Consider the following 23,738-nt stretch of genomic DNA (forward strand, 5'->3'; position numbering starts at 1 on the left):
AAATTTTAGTATCTGTATTTATCGGAGTTTGTTTTATTTACTTAGCTAACAGATTTAAAAAAAATAGAATAATATACTTTTGTGTTGGTTTTTTCTCATCTTTAACAATTCGAATTAGCTATTTGATTATTTACGGTTTTGCAACAGATTTTAAAATCCAACAAAATTTTCAAAATAACAGAAATTTATCAATCTTATTAAGTGTTATTGTACCATATTTTCTCTTTGTTTTTTTAAAAAGAAGGTTAAAAAAGAAAAACAACTATTACAAAAAGATAAATGAAATAGGAAAATAAGATGGAATATTTAAGTTATATTTTTATTTTTTATGTAGGTTTTTATTTTTTCAGACTAGCAGAAAATCATCAAAAAAATAAATGGCTATATGGTTTTTTAGGAATAATAACTTACTATTCAAGTAGTATTATCTTTATGTTATTCTTAAAAATTTTTCATGAAGAAGAAATTGGCGATTTCGATTTTGTTTCAATTACCATGAAATCTTTTTTAATAGGCTTATTAAGTATTTTTTTTCTATTTCAATCGCTTAGTTTTATTTGGGGCAGAAAGAAAAAAAATAAAGAAAAAGAAATAAATAAAATAGGAAAAGAATGAAAGCAGAAATCATAACCATTGGAGATGAGATTTTAATCGGACAAATTATTGATACAAACTCGCAGTGGATTGGAAAGGAATTAAATAAAATTGGCGTTTCTGTATATCAAATCACCTCTATTCAAGATGATAAACAACACATTTTAAATGCCTTTAAAGAAGCACAAGAAAGAGTAGATATTGTAATTATTACTGGAGGTTTAGGACCTACAAAAGATGATATTACTAAAAAAACCATTGCAGAGTTTTTTAATGATGCTAAAATGGTAGAATATGCAGAAGTTGTAGCGCACATAAAAAAACTTTTCAAAAAAATTAATCATCCATTTAAAGAAATTCAACGAACACAAGCACAACTTCCATCAAAAGCTACGTTATTAATGAATCATTTTGGTACAGCTCCTGGTATGTGGTTTTATGAAAATAACACTGTTTTTGTGTCACTTCCAGGTGTTCCTTACGAAATGAAAGGATTAATTACGAATGAAGTTTTACCAAGAATTCAACAGCAATTCAAATTGCCATTCATACTTCATAAAACTATTATGACGTATGGACAAGGAGAAAGTACAATAGCAGAAACTATAGAAGAGTTTGAAGATAATTTACCCAATCATATTAAATTGGCCTATTTACCTTCTTTTGGTAGAGTGCGTTTGCGTTTATCTGCCAAAGGCGAAAATAAAGTACTTTTAGAAAAAGAGTTAGATGAAAAAGTAGCAGAAGTTTACAAATTAATTCCAGATATTATAACAGGTTTAGATGATGATGCTTCTTTAGAAAAAAGAATAGGAGTACTGTTAAAGGAAAAAAATCAAACAATATGTACTGCAGAAAGTTTAACTGGCGGAAAAATTTCAGCTACTTTAGTATCCGTTGAAGGTTCATCAGCTTATTATAAAGGTAGTTTTGTAAGCTACTCAGAGGAAACAAAAATTAATTTATTAAATGTTTCATCAGAAACAATAAAAAAACATACTGTAGTTAGTAAAGAAGTAGCTATAGAAATGGCAAGAGGAGCAAAAGAAAAACTAAAAACAAACTTTGCAATTGCAGTTACAGGAAATGCAGGACCCACAACAGATAATAATGATAAAAGTTTAGGAACTGTTTTTATAGCAGTCATAAGCGATTCAAAAGAAGTAGTAAATGAATTTAACTTTGGTCAACCCAGAGAAAAAGTCATTAATAGAACCGTAAGTAAAGCCTTAGAAATGTTACAAAAAGAAATTCTTTAAAAATTTGTAAAATTGTTTTGTTCAATATTGTATTTATTTGTAGATTTGCACCTCGTTTAGAGATAACACTAAAAAACTGTCGAAAAGATGTCTAGAGTTTGTGAATTAACAGGTAAAAAAGCAATGGTTGGGAACAACGTTTCTCACGCTTTAAATAGAACAAAGAGAAAGTTTGACGCTAATTTAATGACAAAGCGTTTTTACATTCCAGAAGAAGATAAATGGATTACTTTAAAAGTATCTGCATCTGCTTTAAAAAATATTAACAAGAAAGGAATTTCTGCAGTTATAAAAGAAGCGAGAGCTAACGGATTTTTAACTAAATAAGCTCAAGCGATTTAAAATTTTATACAATGGCAAAAAAAGGAAACAGAGTTCAAGTAATTTTAGAGTGTACAGAGCACAAAGCAACTGGAAAACCAGGTACTTCTAGATACATTACAACTAAGAACAAAAAGAACAGTCCTGATAGAATGGAAATTAAAAAATTCAATCCTATCTTAAATAAAATGACAGTTCACAAAGAAATTAAGTAATTTAAATATCTAGAACTCAGAACAGAGCACATAGATTAAAAACATTTAGACAATGGCAAAAAAATCAGTAGCATCGTTACAAACAGGATCAAAAAGATTAAGTAAAGCTATCAAAATGGTAAGATCTCCAAAAACAGGAGCTTACATGTTTGTAGAAGCAATTATGGACCCTGCAGAAGTAAATAACTTTTTAGCAAAAAAGTAATTTTTACTATATAAAAAATTAAAAACTACTTTCTAATTTTAGAAAGTAGTTTTTTTTGTGCCTTATTATTGCGTATTTTTGGGTGTTCCCTTTCAGGTCGCGCTTTCGGCAGTCGCTCTTTTCAAGGAGCTCCAACAAAGCCTCAATCGCTAACACGTAAGGAAATTTTAATGACATTTTGACCAAACAAACTAACTGGCACGTTTTTTAATGTACCGTTATTAGTGTATAAAAAATAAATATGAGTTTTTTTAAAAAAATATTTTCGAAAGAAAAAAAAGAAACGTTAGATAAAGGACTTGAGAAAACAAGTACCAATTTCTTTGACAAACTTTCCAAAGCAGTTGCTGGAAAATCTAAAGTAGATGATGATGTTTTAGATAATTTAGAAGAGGTACTAGTAGCATCTGATGTAGGTGTAAATACCACTTTAAAAGTTATAGATAGAATTGAAGAACGTGTTGCTAGAGATAAATATATTGGTACTGACGAGTTAAATAAAATTCTAAGAGAAGAAATAGCAGGTTTATTATCGGAAACCAATGTTGGCAACGAAACAGAATTTACAATTCCAGAAATTCCAAATAATAGTGAAGGCAAAAAAATGCCTTATGTTTTAATGGTTGTTGGTGTAAACGGAGTTGGTAAAACAACAACCATTGGTAAACTAGCAGCACAATTTAAAAAACAAGGTTTAAAAGTTGTTTTAGGTGCTGCAGATACATTTAGAGCAGCTGCAATTGATCAATTACAAGTGTGGGCAGATAGAACAGGAGTGCCAATTGTACGTCAAGAAATGGGGTCAGATCCAGCCTCTGTAGCATTTGACACTTTAACTTCAGCAGTAAAACAAAATGCAGATGTTGTAATTATAGATACTGCTGGTCGTTTGCATAACAAAGTTAATTTAATGAATGAGTTAACAAAAATTAAACGTGTTATGCAAAAAGTGGTAGACAATTCTCCACACGATGTTTTATTAGTTTTAGATGGTTCTACAGGGCAAAATGCATTTGAACAAGCCAAACAATTTACTTTAGCAACAGAAGTTACCTCTTTAGCAGTTACAAAATTAGATGGAACAGCAAAAGGTGGTGTTGTTATTGGAATTTCCGATCAATTTAAAATACCTGTAAAGTATATTGGAGTAGGAGAAGGTATAGACGATTTACAAGTATTTAATAAAATTGAATTTGTAGATTCCTTTTTTAAATAGAAATATTATTTTAATAAATAAATGAGAACTCCTTTTACATTTTGTAAAAGGAGTTTTTTGTTTCTTATCTTTGACTACTAAAAATATTTAGAAATGAAAAAATTACTACTCTTTACCTTATTAATAACTTTTATTGTTAGTTGCCAGCAAAAAGAAATTATTATTAAAGATGCTTTTAAAAAATATGACGAGACAGAAGCACTAGCTCAATCTCAAGAAAATGAAAGTAATCGTATGAAATTTAAACTAATTCAATCTAAATATTTAGATATGAATGTCGTTTTTAAACCGTTTCAAAAAGAATTGGCTGGTTTTTCTGAAGAAAATTATGAAGAATTAAAACCATTAATTTTAGAACAAAATATTCCAAATCTTCAAAAAAGTGTAAAAGAAGGGAAATTATCTTATGAAAAACTGACGCTTTTTTATCTGTATAGAATCCGAAAATTCGAAAGTGACTCAACATTATCTTTAAATAGTATAATTGCTTTAAACCCAAACGTTTTAGAGGAAGCAAGAGAAAAAGACAAAAATAAATCAGATATTTCTGAATATTCTATCTACGGAATGCCAATTTTATTAAAAGATAACATCAACACAAAAGATATGAATACAACTGCTGGAGCAATTGCTTTGGCAGATAATAAAACTACTAAAGATGCATTTATCGTTGAAAAACTAAGAGAAAATGGTGCAATAATTTTAGGAAAAGTAAACTTAAGTGAATGGGCTTATTTTTTCTGTTCTGGTTGTCCTTTAGGCTATTCAGCAGTTGGTGGGCAAACTTTAAATCCTTATGGAAGAGGAAAGTTTGAAACAGGAGGAAGTTCAGCAGGAAGTGGAGTTACTGTTGCTGCTAATTATGCAGTTGCTGCAGTTGGAACAGAAACAGCAGGCTCAATAACATCACCATCAAGTCAAAATTCTGTAGTTGGTTTAAAACCAACCATTGGTGTTTTAAGTAGAACTGGAATTGTACCAATTTCATCAACATTAGATACTCCTGGTCCAATGACAAAAAATGTAATAGACAATGCTATTTTTATGAATGCAATGTTTGGTTTTGATAAAAACGACAATGCTTCAAAAAAAATAGAAGAAGATTACTTTCAAAACGGATTCAGAAATAAGTTTGAAGGAAGAAGATTAGGCGTTTTAAAACCACTTTTATCAGACTCTATTTATAATTTCACAGTAGAAAAATTAAAAAAAGTAGGAGTAGAAATTGTAGAAATTACTCCTCCAGAAATTTCTTTTAATGGTTTTGTAACATTGTTAAATATTGATATGAAACATGATTTACCAAAGTATTTAAAAAACAATGCGAGTAAAAATATTGAAGTAAAATCGGTTAAAGATGTAACTTTATTTAATTTACAAGACTCTATTTTAAGAGCACCTTATGGTCAGCAATTATTTGATGGTATTGTAAATGATAAAACAACTTTAAAAGAATTAGAGGTTATAAAAAATAATTTAAACACTGAAGGAAAAAAATACTTACAAGCTTTAATTGACGAAAATTTAGATGCAATTTTATCTATCAATAATTATCACTCAGGTATTGCAGCCGTTGCCAAATATCCTACGTTAACAGTTCCTATGGGATATAAAGAATCTGGTGAACCTGTAAGCTTAACCTTTGTAGGACTTCCTTATACAGAAAGAAAATTATTAGAAATCGGTTACGCTTTTGAGCAACTAACGAAAGTTAGAAAAATGCCTAAAAACTATCAATAGAAAAGTTTTAATCATTTAAAAAGCATTATTTTTGCACTCGTTTTAAAATAAAATTTTATTACCTAATATTAGTTGCTAAAAGCCAATGGCTAAAAGCTAAAAGCCATAAATATGCGTACAAAAACCATTAAAAAAAATAAAATTAATGTTGTTACTTTAGGTTGTTCTAAAAACATTTACGATTCGGAAGTGTTAATGGGGCAATTGAAAGCCAATGGTAAAAATGTAGTTCATGAAGATGAAAATGATGATGGAAATATCGTTGTTATAAACACTTGTGGTTTTATTGGAAAAGCTAAAGAAGAGTCTATTGATACTATTTTACACTATGCACAAAGAAAAGAAGCTGGTGAAGTAGATAAAGTATTTGTTTCTGGTTGTTTAAGTGAACGTTATAAACCAGATTTAGAAAAGGAAATTCCGAATGTAGATCAATATTTTGGAACTCACGATTTACCAAATTTATTAAAAGTTTTAGAAGCCGATTATAAACACGAATTAATTGGTGAGCGACTAACAACTACCCCAAAACATTACGCATATTTAAAAATTGCTGAAGGTTGTGACAGACCTTGTTCGTTTTGTGCAATACCGTTAATGCGTGGTAAACATAAATCAACTCCTATTGAAGATATTGTTACAGAAGCCACAAAATTAGCAGAAAAAGGTATCAAAGAAATAATGCTAATCGCACAAGATTTAACTTATTATGGATTAGATATTTACAAAAAACGTGCTTTGGCAGATTTGTTAGAAGCCCTTGTAAAGGTAGATGGAATTGAATGGATTCGAATGCATTATGCATTTCCAACAGGTTTTCCAATGGATGTTTTAGAGGTAATGAAACGCGAATCTAAAGTTTGTAATTATTTAGATATTCCTTTACAACACATCAATACAGAGCTACTAAAATCAATGAAACGTGGTACAACTCATGAAAAAACAACAGCTTTAATTCATAAATTTAGAGAAGTTGTTCCAGAAATGGCAATTAGAACTACGTTAATAGTTGGTTATCCTGGTGAAACTGAAGAAATGTTTCAAGAACTGAAAGATTGGGTAGAAGAAATGCGATTTGAACGTTTAGGAGCTTTTGAATATTCTCATGAAGAAAATACAGGAGCATATGTTTTAGAAGATGATATACCTGCTGAAGTTAAGTTTAAACGCGTGAATGAAATTATGGAAGTTCAATCTCAAATTTCTTGGGAATTGAATCAACAAAAAATAGGTAAAACGTTTAAATGTTTGTTTGATAGAAAAGATGGAGAATACTTTTACGGAAGAACTGAATACGATTCACCAGATGTAGATAACGATGTTTTAGTAGACGCAAGAGAACATTATATTAAAATTGGCGAGTTTATTGACGTGAAAATTCATGAAGCTGGTGATTATGATTTGTATGGTGTACCAGTTAAAAAACAAGAAAAACCATTACCATTACATCAAAAAAGAAAATAATTATAATCTTAAACAAAAAAACCACTCATTAGAGTGGTTTTTTTATATATAAAATTTTAAATTACTTTAACTTATCAGAATTTAACAAGAAAACAGCATTCGCCACAAATAATTTTCCGTTTTCCCAAAAAGCTCTAAACAAAGGATTATCAACCATATAAACAACACTTCCATTTCCTATGGGTTGTTCACCAATAAATAACGATTCTGGTACATTTTTCACAGCTTTACTACCTGCATAACCAGATACATTTTTGGTGTTTTCATTAAAATAACCAACGTTATAACCGTTTTTTAAATACTCGTAAGAAGTTCCACCTAATTTTAAAGAAAAATATTCTTTACCATAACCAAAAGCCAAAGGATGTGTATTGTCTAAAGTACTTTTAAAAATACTTCCCGTAATTAAATTGGCAACACTTTTCCTTTCTCTATCTGCAAAAGGCGTTAAATTATCATTTTTATTATCTGCTTTATGTTCAGAGGTTTTCTTTTTTAGTGAGAAACCATCTTTGTTTGCAAAACTGTTAACAGCATTTCCAATAGCAATTAAAGTTCCTCCAGAGCGTATCCATTTTTTTACTTTTTCTAAGGTAGATTTATTTAAAACGGAATTATAATAACCACTTGGCATGATAATTACATCGTATTTAGAAAGGTCTGTATAAGAAAAATTATCCGAATTAATATTGGTAATTGGGTATTTTAATTGTGTTTCAAAAAAGTGCCAAACTTCCCCAAAACTTAATGATGATGTTGCTTTACCAGAAATAACTGCAATTTTTTGTTTATTAATTGGTTTTACAGAAGCAGAGCCAAAATCAACACCAGATTGAGAAAAACCTGTTGAAACAGCTGTTAATTGGCGCATGTTTCTATCTGCAACTTTTATTAGTTTAGCATCAAAATCATCATTTCTATTATCGTTTCTTAAAATGATTAAAGTTCCTTCTTTGTAAGATTTTCCATCTGCAGAAAATGCTTTTTGAGAAAATCTTGGTATTATATCGTTTTTTAATAAATCAGCTAAAAATGTAGCATCATCTATACTATTCCATTTTGAAATGTATGCATAAGCTGTTTTATCTTCAACATTATCAAAAGTGTATTTTTTACTTTTTACAGAAGAATTTACTTGAGAAGTAGAAGCTATAGCGTTAATTCCATGAGCATATGGTAATGACCATGCTGTAATATCGTAGGTTAAAGAATCTGCTAATTTGGCATTTGGCTCAAATAAAACTTTTACCATTTTACCTTTTGGTTGATTTGTATGAATGACCAAATCATTAGCGGAAACATCAAATTTTTCATTTTTTTGATTTCTGTAATTATACCCTTTTACAGATCCATTTGTAGCATATTCATACTTGATTTCATGTTTGTCTAATAATGTTTTTAAACGATTCATTTTATCTTCATTATCGTTTTTTAAAACATAACTTTTATAGTTTAAACCTGTATTATTAAAGAATTTTTTAAATTCAATATTTAATTTTTCTGCATTTTGTGAAGAAATTTCAACAGTAGATAAACCAGTTGTCATATGATGAATTGCTCTGTCTTTTAAGGTTAAAACTTCTCCTTCATCTGTATTTATTCCTAAACCTGCCATTCCATGACCTGCTTGTTCGTAGGTCATTCCAATGGCACCCATATATGTTGGGTAGGTATCACCATAACTTGGGTACAACAAATCGAAACTTTCTTTTGTAAAATACAACCAACCTTCTTTGTCGAAATATTTTGCATGATTTTTACCTATTTGAGTTTGAAAATCACGTTGCCAATCCGTAATTATTTCGTGAAACGGTTCTGCAGCAGGCGCAAAATAATATGGGTTATTAATGTATTGTTCGTGAAAATCAACATGAATGTGTGGCATCCATTTGTTGTACATTTTAATTCTTTGTGCAGATTCCACTTGCGTAACCCAAGCCCAGTCTCTATTTAAATCGAATAAATAATGATTTGGTCTTCCACCAGGCCAAGGTTCAGAATGTTCTTTAGCATTTTGATCTACATTAAAAGGAGTGCTTTTTACTTGGTTGTACCAATTTACATATCTGTCTCTTCCATCAGGATTTATACAAGGATCTATAATTACAATAGTATTTTCTAACCAATCTTTTTTATTGGTAACCAATTCGTAAAGTGTCAGCATAGAAGCTTCTGTACTCGAAGCTTCATTACCATGAACGTTATAACTTAACCAAACAATTGCTTTTTTATTAGTGGCATTTCCTGAAACAATTCCGCTTTGAGAAAGGTTGTTTTTTCTAATTTGGTCTAAATTATTGATGTTTTCTTGTGAAGAAATATAGCTCAAATACAAAGGTCTGTGTTCGTTTGTTTCTCCATATTTTTCCATTTTAACGTTCGATAAGGTTTTACTAACGTATTGGAAATAATCTACAACTCTATGATGTCTCGTAAAACGAGAGCCAATTTCATACCCCAAAAATTCGGATGGAGATTGAACTGTTTGAGAAAATAACGTTCCAGTAAAAAGAACAAGAACGACTAAAAATGCTTTAATTTTCATGTAAATAATTGATTAGAAAACCAAAAGTAATGATTATTTTTTTTAATATTTTGAAACTCTTTTTTTAAGTTGTTAAAACTTTGTTAGATTGAAAATGAAGTTCCGACAAAGCTTAAAATATTTGTATTTTTATAAAAAATTAAACGCGCCAAATGAATCTAACGTCAGAAATTGATTGTTGCCTTAAAAGTGTTATTATATAATGAAAGTAACACAAATTCCTTTTAAAAACACTGGTTTTTTCTCTAAAACCATGCTCGATTATTTAGAGCAAAAAGAAACAATTCAACCGTTTTATAATAATTTTCCTGATATTACAGGTTTTCATAATCAGATTGAAGAAAAAGAAAAATCTTACAGATTACAATCTAGGTTGACTTTGGTAAATGCGTTGGAAAATCAATACAAAGGTTTCAATGTTTCAGAAAAAACGAAAGAAAATATTGCTTTATTAAAACAGCAAAATACATTTACAGTAACAACAGGACATCAATTAAACTTATTTACAGGTCCTTTATATTTCTTATATAAAATAATTTCTGCAATTAATTTAGCGGAAGAATTATCAGAAAAATTTACCGAAAAAAATTTCGTTCCAATTTATTGGATGGCAACTGAAGATCATGATTTTGATGAAATTAATTATTTCAATTTTGAAGGTAAAAAAGTATTGTGGAATAGAACAGATGGTGGCGCAGTTGGGCGATTTTCTACAGAAGGTTTAGAAACTGTTTTTGAAGTTTTTTCAAATCAATTAGGAAATTCTAAAAATGCAGAAAAATTAAAAAAACTCTTTAAAAAAGGATACTTAGAGCACACTAATTTAGCAGATGCTACTCGTTTTATAGCCAATGAGTTATTCAATGAATTCGGTTTGGTAATTATTGATGGCGATGATAATTCTTTAAAAGAACTGTTTATTCCGTTTGTTAAAGACGAATTAGCGCATGAAACCTCTTTTAAAGAAGTGTCTAAAACCATTACTGAATTAGAAAAGGAATATAAAATACAAGTAAATCCAAGAGAAATTAATTTGTTTTATTTGAGTGAAAACTCTCGTGAACGAATTGTTTTTGAAGAGGGAGTTTACAAAGTAAACAATACAGAAATAATTTTTTCTAAAGACGAAGTTTTAAAAGAAGTAGATGAAAATCCGTTAGCATTTTCGCCAAACGTAATTATGCGACCTTTGTATCAAGAGGTTATTTTACCTAATTTATGTTACATTGGTGGAGGAGGAGAGATGGCGTATTGGTTTGAGTTAAAGAATTATTTTGAAAAAGTAAATGTTCCTTTTCCTATTTTATTATTGCGAAATTCTGTGCAAGTTCTTTCGGAAAAACAGCAGAAAAAATTGCATAATTTAAATATTTCTCATCAGGAATTATTTTTGAATCAGCATGAATTGTTGTCTAAAAAAGTAGTAGAAAATTCTAACATTAAAATTAGCTTTGGAGATAAAATCAGTTATTTAGAAAAACAATTTTCCGAATTAAAACAAGTCGCAGAAAAAACCGATGTTTCTTTTATTGGCGCTGTAAAAGCCCAAGAAGTAAAACAAATAAAAGGATTAAAGAATTTAGAAAAACGTTTGTTAAAAGCTGAAAAAAGAAGACAAAACGATTTAGTGGAAAGAATTACAGCATTGCAAAATCAAATTTTGCCAAACCAAAGTTTAGAAGAACGTCAACGTAATTTTTCTGAGTATTATTTAGAATATGGCGAAGATTTTATCGATGCTTTAAAGAAATCTTTAAAGCCTTTGAAATTAGAGTTTACGATTTTAGAGTTGTAGGTTAATCAATTTAAAATGATGTCTCCTCGAGCATTACTGAAATCAAAATTATTTTTGATTGAAAGTAACGAACGCAGTTCTCGAGAGGTTATAAATAAGTTCTGACTGCGCTCGAACAGACATTTAATACATGAAAGATAAAGGATTGCACCCAAAAAACAAATTTAATAAAGGTTATGATTTTAATGATTTAATCAAAGTAAATCCATCTTTAAAAGAATTTGTTTCGGAAAATAAATATGGAACAACAACTATTGATTTTTCCAACCCAAAAGCTGTAAAAGAACTCAATAAAGGGTTACTTTTTTCTTATGATAAAATTGCTGTTTGGGACTTTCCTGACGAGAATTTATGTCCGCCAATTCCTGGACGATTAGATTATATTCATCATTTGGCAGATGTACTTGCTGAAGAAAAAAATATAAAAATATTAGATATTGGTACAGGAGCAACCTGTATTTATCCGCTTTTAGGAGTTGCAGCATACAATTGGAATTTTGTGGCTACAGATATCGATTTAGATTCTTTGGACACTGCACAAGATATTATAGGCGATAATAAATTGGAGCAAAATATTACTTTAAGGCAGCAATTTGATGAAAACCATATTTTAAAAGGAATTATCGAAGAAGGAGATTCATTTACAGCCACCATGTGCAATCCGCCTTTTTACAAATCTGCAGAAGAAGCACAAGGTGCCAACAGACGTAAAAATAGAAATTTAGGAAATAGTGCTGTTCGAAATTTTTCTGGAAACAACAACGAATTATGGTATGTTGGAGGAGAAAAAGCGTTTTTACACAATTATTTATACGAAAGTTCTTTGTATAAAACGTCAAGTAAATGGTTTACAAGTTTGGTTTCTAAAAAGGAAAATGTGGAGAGTTTAGAAAAATCATCTAAAAAACTGGGTGCAACAGAATTTAAAGTAATTCCATTAAGTCAAGGAAATAAAGTAACTAGAATTGTTTGTTGGAGGTTTCAGTAGGTGTTTTTTAGTTAGCAGTCTTCAGTTATCAGTTCTCAGTCAGAAGTTGGCAGTCATTTGAATGAATAACAAGTAATAATCTGTTTAATCCGTAAAATTTGTGTCTTTTTTCTATATGCACCTCTGTGTATTCTTTGTGAATCTCTGTGAAATTACTAGTTAAAAACAACATCATTTATTTTATATTTTTTGCAAACAAAATGTAAAATAGTGTATACCAACATATGCACAAAAACCAAGCAAATAAAAGCATATAATGGAACACCAAAAATCTGGTAAGGCCAATAATACGTCCAAACGCCTAAATAAATAGTTATTACTTCACCAAAAGCAGGAAGAATTAAAGCCAAAATAATTGCCAAAATAATTTTATTTTTCTGACTTTGATTTTTCAACAAAGGAATTAAGTTTCGCTCTAATTTATATAAATAATGGAAAGCCAGCATCCAAGCAAAAGGCAACCATAAAGGCAATTCTCTGGTAACTTCGTGATATTCCCAATAACCATTTGCAACGCCCCAAGTTTCACCCACAATTCCGCCAAAACCAGTTAATAACATTCCTAGCAATAACAACCATTTTTTATTGATTTTTGGTTTTATAATCTCTTTGTAAATATTATGAATAATTTTTAGAATTAAAATCCCTGCAATAATTGCATCGTATTGTTTTAACAAACCAATTAAAACACCAGCAAGAATCAATTTAATAATAGCCTTAATAAATTCAAAAATGAAACGTTTTTTTTGAAGAATCATCTAATATTTATATAGTTTTAAAAAGTTTGGCGCGTAAAATAATAAAAAGCCGAAGTAAAAACTTCGGCTTTAATTTTAATAGATAATTTTTACAAATTAGGAATTACTAATTCTTGTCCAGGATGAATAACATCTGGATTTTTTAAGATGTTTCCATTCGCTTTAAATATTTCTGTGTATTTAGAAGCTTTACCATAATACTGTTTTGCAATTTTACCTAAAGTTTCTCCTTTTTCTACAGTATGTCTTGCGTAAACAGAATCATCTTCTACTTTTATATCTGCCATAATATCAGTTGGATTTTCACCACCAACTCTTTTAATTTCATCCCAAATTAAGTTTTTTTCATAAGGTGTTTTAGCAGTTCCCCAAACTTTTAATTGTCCGTTTTCTTCCTTAACGTCACCATCTTTAATATTTAACTGTTCTCCTAAATCTAAAACACTTTGATATTTTGCTTTCATTTTAATTCTTTTTTTAATTGTTATTTTAATGACTTAAAGATACAAAAAAACCGAAGTAAATTACTTCGGTTTTCGATAAATGTATCTATTTTCTCGATGAAATTCTTTTCAAGTGTAAGAAAATCGAGAATTTTTTATTTTATAAATGAATTACTTCATCATAAGCATCTGCAACAGCTTCCATTACAGCTTCACTCATGGTTGGGTGAGGGTGAATTGCTTTTAAAACTTCATGTCCAGTAGTTTCTAACTTACGTCCTAAAACTGCTTCTGCAATCATATCTGTTACACCAGCACCAATCATGTGGCAACCTAACCATTCACCATATTTTGCATCAAAAATAACCTTTACAAAACCATCTGGAGTTCCAGCTGCTTTTGCTTTTCCAGATGCAGAAAATGGAAATTTACCAACTTTCAATTCGTAACCAGCTTCTTTTGCTTTTGCTTCAGTCATACCAACAGATGCAATTTCTGGAGTTGCATAGGTACAACCAGGAACGTTTCCATAATCAATAGGTTCTGTATGCAAACCAGCCAATTTTTCAACACATGTAATACCTTCAGCAGAAGCAACGTGTGCCAAAGCTTGTCCTGGAACTACGTCTCCAATTGCATAATAACCAGGAATATTTGTTTGGTAGTAATCGTTTACCAAAATTTTATCTCTATCTACAATAATACCAACATCTTCCAAACCAATATTTTCAATATTCGATTTAATTCCAACTGCCGATAATAAAATGTCTGCTTTTAGAGTTTCTTCTCCTTTTTTTGTTTTTACAGTTGCAACAACACCTTCACCAGAAGTATCTACAGATTCTACTGAAGAATTTGTCATTACTTTAATACCTGCTTTTTTAATAGAACGCTCAAATTGCTTTGAAATATCTACATCTTCTACAGGAACAATATTTGGCATATATTCTACAATAGTAACCTCAGTTCCCATTGCATTATAAAAATGTGCAAACTCAACACCAATCGCACCAGAACCTACAACAATCATAGATTTTGGCTGACTTGGCAACGTCATTGCTTGTCTGTAACCAATTACTTTTTTACCATCTTGTGGTAAATTTGGCAATTCACGAGAACGTGCTCCAGTTGCAATAATAATATTATCTGCACTGTATTCTGTTACAGTTCCGTCTTCAGCAGTAACATCTACTTTTTTACCAGTTTTTATTTTTCCAAAACCGTCAATAATATCAATTTTGTTCTTTTTCATTAAAAAAGCAACACCTTTGCTCATTCCATCTGCAACACCACGACTTCTTTTTATTACAGCTTCAAAATCTTTATCAATCGCTTCTGCTTTTAAACCATATTCATCAACATGTTTTAAATAATCGTACACTTGAGCCGATTTTAGCAACGCTTTTGTTGGGATACAACCCCAGTTTAAGCAAATTCCACCTAAAGATTCTTTTTCTACAATCGCAACTTTAAAACCTAATTGAGAGGCTCTAATTCCAGTCACATAACCTCCAGGTCCACTTCCAATAATAATGATGTCGTATTTCATTCTTTTATATTTTAATGATTTGGGCGTTTTAACAGGCTTTCCATTATATCTTTTTTTCGTTCCTCAAAAAAGGATGCCATTTCAATCCTTAACGCGTGCTAATTTACTAACTTTTGTCCTTACTGCCAACTGCGTACTGCAACTGTTGACTTATTTTTACATTCTCTCAGGAACCTGAATTCCTAATAAAGAAAATGCTTGTTTTATAGTATCAGCTACTTTTTTAGACAACTGAACTCTAAATACTTTTTTATCTTGATTATCTTCTCCTAAAATATGCACATTTTGATAAAATGAATTAAATTCTTTTACCAAATCATAGGTATAATTTGCAATAATTGCTGGCGAATAATTGGTAGCCGCTTGCTGAACTGTTTCAGGAAACAACTCCAATTGTTTCAATAATTCTTTTTCTTTTTCGTGTAATTCAATCGAAACTTGTTTCGAATAATCAAAATCTGCTTTTCTAATGATAGACTGAATTCTTGCATAGGTATATTGTATAAAAGGTCCTGTGTTTCCTTGAAAATCTACCGAACTTTTTGGGTCAAATAAAATTCTTTTTTTCGGGTCAACTTTCAAAACAAAATATTTTAAAGCACCCAAACCTATGGTTTTGTACAATTCAGCTTTTTCTTCGTCAGAATAACCATCTAATTTTCCTAATTCTTCTGATATTTCTTTGGCTGTAGTAGTCATTTCTACCATTAAATCATCAGCATCTACCACAGTACCTTCTCTCGATTTCATTTTTCCTGAAGGTAAATCTACCATTCCGTAACTTAAATGATGCAATTGTTTTGCCCAATCAAATCCTAATTTCTTCAATATCAAAAACAATACCTGAAAATGATAATCTTGCTCATTTCCAACAGTATATACCATACCACCTACGTCTGGAAAATCTTTTACACGTTGTATGGCTGTACCTATATCTTGCGTCATATAAACAGCTGTTCCGTCTGAACGCAATACAATTTTTTCATCTAATCCATCACCTGTTAAATCGCACCAAACTGAACCATCTTCTTTTTTATAAAAAACGCCTTTTTCTAAACCTTGTGCAACAACATCTTTTCCTAATAAGTAAGTGTCACTTTCATAATACAACGTATCAAAATTTACACCCATGTTTTTGTAAGTAACATCAAAACCGTTGTAAACCCAATTGTTCATGGTTTTCCAAAGTGAAACTACTTTTTCATCTCCAGCTTCCCATTTTTGCAACATTTCTTGAGCTTCAATTAAAAGTGGTGCTTCTTTTTTTGCTTCTTCCTCGGTTTTTCCTGCTGCAATTAACTGAGAAATTTCCTTTTTATATTCTTGGTCAAATTTTACATAATAATTCCCAACCAATTTATCGCCTTTTAAACCGGTAGATGCTGGAGTTTCTCCGTTTCCAAATTTTTCCCAAGCCAACATCGACTTGCAAATATGAATTCCTCTATCGTTTATAATTTGCGTTTTATATACTTTTTTACCTGCTGCTTTTATTATTTCAGCAACAGAATAGCCTAATAAATTATTACGAACGTGACCTAAATGTAAAGGTTTGTTAGTGTTTGGTGAAGAATATTCAACCATTACAGCTTTTTCATCTGCCTTTGGTGAAACAATACCAAAACTTTCATCAGCATACATTGCATTGAAGAAGTTCGTGTAAAAAGCGTCATCAATTACCAAGTTTAAAAAGCCTTTTACAACATTATAATTGGTGATTTCTGGAATAGTTGAAACAACATATTTTCCTAAATCTTCTCCTATTTGAATAGGATTTCCTTTTTTGTAACGCAACATAGGAAAAACAACAACGGTAATATCTCCTTCAAATTCTTTTCTGGTTGCTTGAAATTCCACAGTAGGAATTTCTACATTATATAATGCTAAAAAACCTTCTTTTACTTTGGTTTCTATAGTGTTTTGAATATTCATTTACTTTCGAAAATTGAATTGCAAAATTAAGAATTTTATTTGTTTTTCAGATTGATTTTTGTGGAAGAATAATTGTAATTTTGTAAGATGGAAAAACGCTTACAAGAACTCCCAAAATTAGCACAGGAAGCAAAGAAAGAAAACGAAAAATATTTTGCGAGATTAAAGAAACGTACACCTAAAAGATTGGATTATTTAATGCAAGAATTGCATGATAAAGAGTTTGAAAAAACAGACTGTTTAACGTGTGGAAATTGCTGTAAAACTACCAGCCCTATTTTTACAGATACGGATGTAGAAAGAATTGCAAAACATTTAAAAATGAAAGTTGCTACTTTTGAAGATCAGTATTTACGTAGAGATGAAGATGATTTTAAGGTTTTAAAATCATCACCTTGTTCTTTTTTAGATTTGTCTGATAATACTTGTTTTATCTACAAAGTAAGACCCAAAGCGTGTGCTGAATATCCGCATACAAATCGAAAAAAATTTATTGGAATTACCGATTTAACTATTGCAAATACAGCCATTTGTCCTGCAGCTTATAATATTGTAGAGAATTTAAAAGAAGTTTTACCTTTAGAAGGAAATAAGAAGGTTAGGAGAAAGTAGATTTTAATATGTTTTCACTATTTTAGTACCAAATATAATTATTTTGGAAACTATTTTTAATTATTTCGAAACCATACCTTCTTCTCATAGAAGCATTATTTTAGTAGGCGGAATTACTTTTTTCTGGTTATTAGAAGGTGCAATTCCGTTGTTTAAATTCGATTACAAAAAATGGAAACATGCTATACCTAATTTGTTTTTTACGTTAACAACTGTTATCATAAATTTTGCATTGGCCTTTTTATTGTTAAAAACAGCTGATTGGGTTTCTGCAAATAATTTCGGAATTATCAATTGGCTTCCAGAAATGCCATTGTGGTTGTATGTAGTTTTGGGTGTTTTATTTTTAGATTTTTTTGGAGCCTATTTAGCACATTATACAGAGCACAAAATAAAACCTTTGTGGATGGTGCATTTAGTACATCACTCAGATCATAAAGTAGATACAACAACTGCAAACAGACATCATCCTATAGAAAGTGTGATTCGTTTTGCATTTACGTTATTAGGTGTTTTTGTAGTTGGAACTCCAATTGCAATTGTGTTTATTTATCAATCTATGTCGTTGATTTTTACACAATTTACCCATGCAAATATTAAAATGTCACCAAAAGTAGATAAATTTTTGAGCTATTTTATTGTCTCTCCAGATATGCACAAGGTGCATCATCATAATATGTTGCCATATACAGATTCTAATTATGGAAATATCTTTTCTATTTGGGATAGAATTTTTGGAACGTATTTAGAATTAGATAGAGAGAAAATCGTTTATGGTGTAGATACTTTTCCAGATGAAGTAAAAAATTCGTCTTTAAAAGAACTATTAAAACAGCCTTTTCAAGGTTATCAAAAGCCTACTGGTGTTGAGGAAGTTTAGTAATTTGTCATGAATAGAAAAACAAAACTATTCATATATCAAATATTTCTCACGAACAACTTTAAACTTCTCCAAACCATCAATCCAAGTCGCTCTAATTTCTTCTTCAGATAGACCTTGTTCTATTTGTTGTTGCAATTTTGTATTTCCAGCATGAATGGTAAAAGTACTGCCAAAGAACTTTTCTATTTTAGGAGTTTGTTTGTAAGCATTTATTAAAAAAGATAAGTCAATTTTTGATAAATGTGGAGTTTTACTTAAATCTACACCATAACAAATTTTCCCTTTGTGTTTAGGATATTTTGCGCCTTCATTTGCTTTTGGAGTGTAAGAGAAATCTGTTTTCTTAAAAAATGGTGCTCCATATCTTTGAAATTGATACTTAGTTCCACGTCCAGCATTAATGGTAGTTCCCTCAAAAAAACCTAAACTTGGGTATAAGTTGATGCTTTTATCATTTGGTAAATTTGGTGAAGGTTTTATGGGTAAAGAATACTTAGATTGATGTGTGTAATTTTGCAAAGGAATCACTTTTAAATCGCATTGTATTTCGTTTTTCAGCCATTTTTCGCCATTAATCATTTGTCCATATTCGCCAATGGTCATTCCGTAAACTACTGGAACTGGATGTTTACCAACAAAACTAGTGTGTTTCATTTCTAAAATAGGACCATCTATATAATGTGCATTTGGGTTGGGTCTGTCTAAAATAATCACAGGTATTCCATTTTCAGCACAAGCTTCCATTACATAGTGCAATGTTGAAATATAGGTATAAAATCTTACGCCAACATCTTGAATGTCAAAAATCATTACATCAATTCCTTTTAATTGTTGTGCAGAGGGTTTTTTGCTTTTTCCATACAAAGACACTATTGGCAAACCTGTTTTGGTATCAAGACCGTCTTTTACCAATTCAGCAGCATCAGCTTTTCCACGAAAACCATGTTCTGGAGAAAATACTTTTTTTACGGTAATTCCGCTATAATTATGCAAATAATCTACCAAATGATGTGTTACCTTTTTAGATCCCATTACATTAGGTTTAACTTCAGCTCTTTGTAAAACGGATATTACAGAAGTTTGATTTGCTGCTATACCAACATTTTTGTTTTTTAATAAATTTAAATACAAATCAGTTCTTTCTGCACCTGTTTTAATTTCTAAAACTTCATTTTGTGAACTTTTAACATTCAAGTTTAAATCCTTAACCTTTTTCTGGGCACAAGAAATCAGCTGAAAATTCAACAATAGAAATAAGAATAAATATGTACTTTTGAAAGGTTTAAAAATCATTATCAATTTGAATTACGAGTTATTTATTGCAAAACGTATTATTACTGGCAAAAAGTATAAAAATAGCATTTCATCACCAATAATAAAAATTGCAGTAACTGCAATTGCATTAGGAATTATTATTATGCTAATTGCTGTAGCCACTGCAACAGGATTGCAAACTAAAATACGCGATAAAATGGCTGGTTTTAAAGGTCATGTTCAAATTGTAAATTATGATAATAATAATTCAGATGTTTCTACGACACCCATAAATATTGAACAAGATTTTTATCCAGAATTTAACTCAATTGAAGGTATTAAAAATGTACAAATTTTTGCAAATAAAGTAGGAATTTTAAGAACTGAAACCGATTTTGAAGGTATTGTTTTTAAAGGTGTTTCATCAGATTACGACTGGACTTTTTTTAAGGAATATTTGGTAGCAGGAATTTTGCCAAATTTTGATAAACCAAGAACAAGAGATGTGCTACTATCGCAAACTATTGTAAATCGTTTACAATTAAAATTGAATGATACTATTTCTGCAACGTTTTTAAAAACAAGAACTAGTAAAATACCTTCAATAAAAAAATATGTAATTACAGGAATATACAACTCTGGTTTTGCTCAGTTTGATAAAAATATGATGATTGGTGATATTAGAGAAGTTCAAAACCTAAATAAATGGACAGAAAACCAAGTAGGTGGTTTTGAGGTGGTTTTAAATAGTTTTGATGATATTGTAGAAAAAGGTGAAGAAATTTACAGCGAAATAGGAGCAACTTTAAATAGTAAAACTATTTTAGATATGTATCCAACCGTTTTTGAGTGGATAAAATTATTTGATAACAATGTTTGGGTAATAATTGCAATTATGATTTTGGTTGCAGGTATTAATATGATTACTGCTTTACTTGTTTTAATTTTAGAACGTGTACAAATGATAGGTGTTTTAAAAGCTTTAGGAAGCACTAATACCAGTATCAGAAAAGTATTTTTATACAATGCGTCTTATCTTATTTTAAAAGGACTTTTTTGGGGAAATGCAATTGGTTTGTCCATTATAGGTATTCAACATTTTTTTGGTGTAATTACATTAAATCCAGAAACTTATTACGTAAGTATTATGCCGGTTTATATTTCTTTAAAAGCAATTATTTTGTTAAACCTTGGTACACTTTTAATGTGTTTTTTAATGTTGATAATTCCAAGCTACATCATCACAAAAATAAATCCATCAAAATCTATAAAATTTGCCTAATAAATTTCATGGTTTAAAAACCAAGAAAAATTATTTTTTATAGTTTCCTTTTTGTTATTTTCAATATGACTTTTAAATGCTTTCGCAACTGTAGACAGGTTTTTAGTTTTTAACCAAATTAAATTCCAGTTAGTTTCTAAAGGTAAGTTATGAATATTTAAAATTTGTAAATCGCCATTTTGTAATTCATTTTTTATACCAATAATTGGCATTATTGAAATTCCTAAACCAGCAATAACTGCTTGTTTTACAGCTTCATTTGAGGTTAGCTCCATTTTTTTATGAATTTCTACTTTGTTTTTTACTAAATAGCGCTCCATAGCTAAACGTGTTGCAGATCCAGGTTCTCTAAAAATAAATAAAGGTTTGTTTAAATCTTTTAGAGTCCCTTGCTTTTCTGGAAATTTAAAATTTTTATTCGCAACAAAATAGAGTTTGTTTTTCATTAACTCTATGCGCTCTATATTTAGCTTTTTAGGTATGGTAGAAACCATAGCAAAATCACAGTCATTATTTTCTAAACTTCTAATCACAGCCATTTTATTAGTAACATCCATAGTTAAATCTACCATTTCATTCTGTTTTATAAAGTTTGATAAAAAATATGGCATTGCATATTTTGCTGTAGAAACAATAGAAATTTTTAATTTTCCAGCAATTTTTCCTTCAAAAATGGCAGATTTGTAATTAATAGCAGCAACTTCTTCTAAAATTTTACTAGCAGCTAAAGCTATTTCTTTACCAAATTCTGTAATGTATAACTTTCTAGAAACCACTTCAAATAAAGGAAGTTTAAACTGGTCTTGAAAATTTTTTAACTGAATAGAAACAGCAGGTTGTGTTAAAAATAATTGCTCAGAAGCCTTTGTAACACTTTCTGTTTCTGCTATTTTTTTAAATATTTCTAATTGATGTAAAGTATAGTTCATAAAATGTATTTATGTATTTCATAATAAATATAAATAAAAATATATAAAAAAAACATCATTTCTTTGTAAAAAATTAAAACAATGGGACAAACACTATTCAATCCAACAGAACAAACTAAAAGTTTAAGTAACGAAATTGTAATTCAAATCACAAAAAAGCAAATCATTGTTTTTTGTAGGTTTTTAGTAATCATGTCTATGTTAGCTTTAAACGCATTGGCAATTTCAATTTCAAGCCCTTTTTTAAAAGAGCTATTAATTTCTCAAGCTATTTTACTGCTTGTATACTTTATAAAAACATCAAAATCTAACACTATCTTAAAATAATAAAATCATGAATAACGAAACATTACAAGCACCAGAAACTAAAAGTGAAAAAGTGAATCAACAATTAAAATTAATTGAAGGTAAGTTTACAAAAAGAGAGGCATTAAGTATTATAAATAATGTTGTAGATGTGAAAATTAATTTTCACAAACTACAAAGATTATCTAAAACAGAAGGCAATATAAACGATGCTTGTAAATATGATAATTCTAGAATTACAGAATTAATTGATGATAAAGCAGATATAAAAGCCTTTTTAATGGCTTTACAAACAAATGAATGTAACATAAAAATATCTAGTACAATAAATATCACAGTAGAGTAGTAATAAATATTTAAGTTGAATTTTTGAGTAGGAAAGACTGTCTGTAAAAGGCTTTCCTACTTTTTTTACGCTAAATTTTAAACAAAATGGACTTACATTATCTTGTAGATAACTTAACAAACCCAGCACTTTTATTTTTCTTTTTAGGCTTAATTGCTGTAAACTTAAAAAGCGATTTAAAAATACCAGAAAACTCTTCAAAATTTATATCTCTATACCTGTTGTTGGCTATAGGTTTTAAAGGAGGTCAAGAATTAGCACACAGTATTATTACTTTAGAAATTATTGGATCTTTATTATTTGGAGTTTTGTTAGCACTCTTAGTACCAATTTATTGCTATTATATTTTACGCTTAAAACTAAGTGTAGAAAATGCTGGAGCAATAGCATCAGCTTACGGTTCTGTAAGTGCTGTAACTTTTGTAACTACCATTTCATTTTTAGAAATGTCTAACATTCCTTTTGGAGGTCACATGGTAGCAGTTATGGCTTTAATGGAGGCACCATCTATAATTGTAGGAGTTTTATTAATTGCAATTTATAGTAAAGACAAAAAGAATAAAACTTCCTTTAAAAGTGTAATTCACCATTCTTTAACAAACGGAAGTGTTGTTTTAATTATAGGAAGTTTGTTAGTTGGTTACTTTACAAATGACGCACAAGCTGCAGGAATAAAACCATTTACCACAGATATATTTAAAGGTTTTTTAGCCGTTTTTTTATTAGATATGGGAATTACAAGTGGAGGCAAAATAAAAGCATTAATTAAAAAAGGCTGGTTTACAGTTTCTTTTGCTATTATAATTCCGTTAATTAATGGTTGTTTAGTGGCTGTAATTAGTGGTTTTTTTATGGAAGAAATAGGCAATAGACTTTTAATGGCAATTTTAGCGGCAAGTGCATCTTACATAGCAGTTCCAGCAGCAATGAAGTTAGCAGCCCCAAAAGCAAATCCTGGTTTATACATTCCTATGGCTCTGGCAATTACCTTTCCATTTAATATAACTTTAGGCATGCCACTGTATTTGTGCATTATTGGAGTTTGTTAAAATTATTGGGAGTTCTCAAGAGGTCACGTTTTGAATTTATCTTGAGCGCAGTA

At 29.7% G+C, this 23,738-nt stretch carries 23 protein-coding genes; 16 read left to right on the top strand and 7 right to left on the bottom strand.

Features of this window, described 5'->3' with window-relative positions; genetic code table 11:
* Positions 1-297 precede the first annotated feature (297 nt).
* From FDT66_RS12950 to rimO, 8 genes are all read left to right on the top strand, one after another.
* The gene (locus tag FDT66_RS12950; RefSeq protein ID WP_138537219.1) at positions 298-615 is read left to right on the top strand and encodes a hypothetical protein; all 318 of its coding nucleotides are present in this window, start codon (positions 298-300) and stop codon (positions 613-615) included.
* On the top strand, positions 612-1,853 hold the full coding sequence (locus FDT66_RS12955) for a competence/damage-inducible protein A (protein ID WP_138537221.1): 1,242 nt from the start codon (positions 612-614) through the stop codon (positions 1,851-1,853). The genes FDT66_RS12950 and FDT66_RS12955 overlap by 4 nt, the downstream gene beginning before the upstream one ends.
* An 87-nt stretch (positions 1,854-1,940) precedes the next feature.
* Positions 1,941-2,180, top strand: a complete 240-nt coding sequence (rpmB, locus tag FDT66_RS12960) for a 50S ribosomal protein L28 (RefSeq protein WP_077809621.1) — start codon at positions 1,941-1,943, stop codon at positions 2,178-2,180.
* A gap of 26 nt (positions 2,181-2,206) precedes the next feature.
* Positions 2,207-2,389 (top strand): 50S ribosomal protein L33, encoded by a 183-nt coding sequence (gene rpmG / locus FDT66_RS12965; protein ID WP_138537223.1) that lies wholly within the window; start codon positions 2,207-2,209, stop codon positions 2,387-2,389.
* A 52-nt stretch (positions 2,390-2,441) separates the two neighbouring features.
* Positions 2,442-2,594, top strand: a complete 153-nt coding sequence (locus FDT66_RS12970; protein WP_138537225.1) for a DUF4295 domain-containing protein — start codon at positions 2,442-2,444, stop codon at positions 2,592-2,594.
* A gap of 241 nt (positions 2,595-2,835) precedes the next feature.
* Positions 2,836-3,810, top strand: coding sequence for a signal recognition particle-docking protein FtsY (gene ftsY / locus FDT66_RS12975; protein ID WP_138537227.1), 975 nt, complete (start codon positions 2,836-2,838; stop codon positions 3,808-3,810).
* A gap of 93 nt (positions 3,811-3,903) precedes the next feature.
* Entirely contained in the window at positions 3,904-5,550 is a 1,647-nt protein-coding gene (locus FDT66_RS12980) for an amidase family protein (protein WP_138537229.1), read from the top strand.
* Positions 5,551-5,661: 111 nt separating this feature from the next.
* The gene (rimO, locus tag FDT66_RS12985; RefSeq protein WP_138537231.1) at positions 5,662-7,014 is read left to right on the top strand and encodes a 30S ribosomal protein S12 methylthiotransferase RimO; all 1,353 of its coding nucleotides are present in this window, start codon (positions 5,662-5,664) and stop codon (positions 7,012-7,014) included.
* A gap of 61 nt (positions 7,015-7,075) precedes the next feature.
* On the opposite strand, the gene FDT66_RS12990 is transcribed toward rimO, so the two are convergent.
* Positions 7,076-9,559 (bottom strand): M14 family metallopeptidase, encoded by a 2,484-nt coding sequence (locus FDT66_RS12990; RefSeq protein WP_138537233.1) that lies wholly within the window; start codon positions 9,557-9,559, stop codon positions 7,076-7,078.
* A gap of 202 nt (positions 9,560-9,761) precedes the next feature.
* Between FDT66_RS12990 and bshC the strand changes: the two genes are divergently transcribed.
* Together bshC and rlmF are read left to right on the top strand one after the other, a co-directional pair.
* Positions 9,762-11,354, top strand: a complete 1,593-nt coding sequence (gene bshC, locus FDT66_RS12995) for a bacillithiol biosynthesis cysteine-adding enzyme BshC (RefSeq protein ID WP_138537235.1) — start codon at positions 9,762-9,764, stop codon at positions 11,352-11,354.
* A gap of 130 nt (positions 11,355-11,484) precedes the next feature.
* Complete coding sequence (rlmF, locus tag FDT66_RS13000) at positions 11,485-12,342, top strand: 23S rRNA (adenine(1618)-N(6))-methyltransferase RlmF (protein WP_138537237.1); 858 nt, start codon at positions 11,485-11,487, stop codon at positions 12,340-12,342.
* Between the two features lie 155 nt (positions 12,343-12,497).
* Here rlmF and FDT66_RS13005 read toward each other — a convergent pair whose 3' ends face one another.
* The 4 genes from FDT66_RS13005 to argS form a co-directional block, all read right to left on the bottom strand.
* Entirely contained in the window at positions 12,498-13,100 is a 603-nt protein-coding gene (locus tag FDT66_RS13005; RefSeq protein ID WP_138537239.1) for a hypothetical protein, read from the bottom strand.
* Between the two features lie 89 nt (positions 13,101-13,189).
* Positions 13,190-13,564, bottom strand: a complete 375-nt coding sequence (locus tag FDT66_RS13010; protein ID WP_138537241.1) for a LysM peptidoglycan-binding domain-containing protein — start codon at positions 13,562-13,564, stop codon at positions 13,190-13,192.
* 139 nt (positions 13,565-13,703) lie between these two features.
* Positions 13,704-15,092 carry a dihydrolipoyl dehydrogenase gene (gene lpdA, locus FDT66_RS13015; protein ID WP_138537243.1) on the bottom strand — a complete coding sequence of 463 codons (1,389 nt, stop codon included), beginning with the start codon at positions 15,090-15,092 and terminating at the stop codon, positions 13,704-13,706.
* A gap of 156 nt (positions 15,093-15,248) precedes the next feature.
* Positions 15,249-17,024, bottom strand: coding sequence for an arginine--tRNA ligase (gene argS / locus FDT66_RS13020; RefSeq protein ID WP_138537245.1), 1,776 nt, complete (start codon positions 17,022-17,024; stop codon positions 15,249-15,251).
* Positions 17,025-17,111: 87 nt separating this feature from the next.
* Between argS and FDT66_RS13025 the strand changes: the two genes are divergently transcribed.
* Positions 17,112-17,636: a YkgJ family cysteine cluster protein gene (locus FDT66_RS13025; protein WP_138537247.1), complete on the top strand. Its 525-nt coding sequence runs from the start codon at positions 17,112-17,114 to the stop codon at positions 17,634-17,636.
* A 43-nt stretch (positions 17,637-17,679) separates the two neighbouring features.
* Positions 17,680-18,516 carry a sterol desaturase family protein gene (locus FDT66_RS13030; protein WP_138537249.1) on the top strand — a complete coding sequence of 279 codons (837 nt, stop codon included), beginning with the start codon at positions 17,680-17,682 and terminating at the stop codon, positions 18,514-18,516.
* A gap of 27 nt (positions 18,517-18,543) precedes the next feature.
* Here the strand turns inward: FDT66_RS13030 and FDT66_RS13035 are convergent, their stop codons facing one another.
* Positions 18,544-19,812, bottom strand: coding sequence for an exo-beta-N-acetylmuramidase NamZ family protein (locus FDT66_RS13035; RefSeq protein WP_171032388.1), 1,269 nt, complete (start codon positions 19,810-19,812; stop codon positions 18,544-18,546).
* Positions 19,813-19,819: 7 nt separating this feature from the next.
* On the opposite strand from FDT66_RS13035, the gene FDT66_RS13040 reads away from it, so the two are divergent.
* Positions 19,820-21,055, top strand: a complete 1,236-nt coding sequence (locus FDT66_RS13040) for an ABC transporter permease (protein WP_138537363.1) — start codon at positions 19,820-19,822, stop codon at positions 21,053-21,055.
* Here FDT66_RS13040 and FDT66_RS13045 read toward each other — a convergent pair.
* Entirely contained in the window at positions 21,052-21,984 is a 933-nt protein-coding gene (locus FDT66_RS13045) for a LysR family transcriptional regulator (protein ID WP_138537252.1), read from the bottom strand. The two genes, FDT66_RS13040 and FDT66_RS13045, sit on opposite strands and share 4 nt — an antisense overlap.
* Before the next feature lie 81 nt (positions 21,985-22,065).
* Between FDT66_RS13045 and FDT66_RS13050 the strand changes: the two genes are divergently transcribed.
* The 3 genes from FDT66_RS13050 (at position 22,066) to FDT66_RS13060 (ending at position 23,685) form a co-directional block, all read left to right on the top strand.
* The gene (locus FDT66_RS13050; protein ID WP_138537254.1) at positions 22,066-22,311 is read left to right on the top strand and encodes a hypothetical protein; all 246 of its coding nucleotides are present in this window, start codon (positions 22,066-22,068) and stop codon (positions 22,309-22,311) included.
* 7 nt (positions 22,312-22,318) lie between these two features.
* Positions 22,319-22,636: a hypothetical protein gene (locus tag FDT66_RS13055; protein WP_138537256.1), complete on the top strand. Its 318-nt coding sequence runs from the start codon at positions 22,319-22,321 to the stop codon at positions 22,634-22,636.
* Between the two features lie 86 nt (positions 22,637-22,722).
* Positions 22,723-23,685, top strand: coding sequence for a sodium-dependent bicarbonate transport family permease (locus FDT66_RS13060; RefSeq protein WP_138537258.1), 963 nt, complete (start codon positions 22,723-22,725; stop codon positions 23,683-23,685).
* Positions 23,686-23,738: the final 53 nt, after the last annotated feature.

This window comes from Polaribacter aestuariivivens (assembly GCF_005885675.1).
Lineage (GTDB): Bacteria > Bacteroidota > Bacteroidia > Flavobacteriales > Flavobacteriaceae > Polaribacter > Polaribacter aestuariivivens.

Coding starts and splice junctions, on each gene's coding strand:
- rpmG (WP_138537223.1), top strand. CDS start 2,207: ATGGCAAAAAAAGGAAACAGAGTTCAAGTAATTTTAGAGTGTACAGAG.
- FDT66_RS13045 (WP_138537252.1), bottom strand. CDS start 21,984: ATGAACTATACTTTACATCAATTAGAAATATTTAAAAAAATAGCAGAA.
- FDT66_RS13050 (WP_138537254.1), top strand. CDS start 22,066: ATGGGACAAACACTATTCAATCCAACAGAACAAACTAAAAGTTTAAGT.
- rimO (WP_138537231.1), top strand. CDS start 5,662: ATGCGTACAAAAACCATTAAAAAAAATAAAATTAATGTTGTTACTTTA.
- FDT66_RS12955 (WP_138537221.1), top strand. CDS start 612: ATGAAAGCAGAAATCATAACCATTGGAGATGAGATTTTAATCGGACAA.
- FDT66_RS12990 (WP_138537233.1), bottom strand. CDS start 9,559: ATGAAAATTAAAGCATTTTTAGTCGTTCTTGTTCTTTTTACTGGAACG.
- FDT66_RS13025 (WP_138537247.1), top strand. CDS start 17,112: ATGGAAAAACGCTTACAAGAACTCCCAAAATTAGCACAGGAAGCAAAG.
- FDT66_RS12980 (WP_138537229.1), top strand. CDS start 3,904: ATGAAAAAATTACTACTCTTTACCTTATTAATAACTTTTATTGTTAGT.
- rlmF (WP_138537237.1), top strand. CDS start 11,485: ATGAAAGATAAAGGATTGCACCCAAAAAACAAATTTAATAAAGGTTAT.
- FDT66_RS13035 (WP_171032388.1), bottom strand. CDS start 19,812: ATGATTTTTAAACCTTTCAAAAGTACATATTTATTCTTATTTCTATTG.
- FDT66_RS13010 (WP_138537241.1), bottom strand. CDS start 13,564: ATGAAAGCAAAATATCAAAGTGTTTTAGATTTAGGAGAACAGTTAAAT.
- lpdA (WP_138537243.1), bottom strand. CDS start 15,092: ATGAAATACGACATCATTATTATTGGAAGTGGACCTGGAGGTTATGTG.
- FDT66_RS13005 (WP_138537239.1), bottom strand. CDS start 13,100: ATGATTCTTCAAAAAAAACGTTTCATTTTTGAATTTATTAAGGCTATT.
- argS (WP_138537245.1), bottom strand. CDS start 17,024: ATGAATATTCAAAACACTATAGAAACCAAAGTAAAAGAAGGTTTTTTA.
- FDT66_RS12970 (WP_138537225.1), top strand. CDS start 2,442: ATGGCAAAAAAATCAGTAGCATCGTTACAAACAGGATCAAAAAGATTA.
- rpmB (WP_077809621.1), top strand. CDS start 1,941: ATGTCTAGAGTTTGTGAATTAACAGGTAAAAAAGCAATGGTTGGGAAC.
- FDT66_RS12950 (WP_138537219.1), top strand. CDS start 298: ATGGAATATTTAAGTTATATTTTTATTTTTTATGTAGGTTTTTATTTT.
- ftsY (WP_138537227.1), top strand. CDS start 2,836: ATGAGTTTTTTTAAAAAAATATTTTCGAAAGAAAAAAAAGAAACGTTA.
- FDT66_RS13055 (WP_138537256.1), top strand. CDS start 22,319: ATGAATAACGAAACATTACAAGCACCAGAAACTAAAAGTGAAAAAGTG.
- FDT66_RS13060 (WP_138537258.1), top strand. CDS start 22,723: ATGGACTTACATTATCTTGTAGATAACTTAACAAACCCAGCACTTTTA.
- bshC (WP_138537235.1), top strand. CDS start 9,762: ATGAAAGTAACACAAATTCCTTTTAAAAACACTGGTTTTTTCTCTAAA.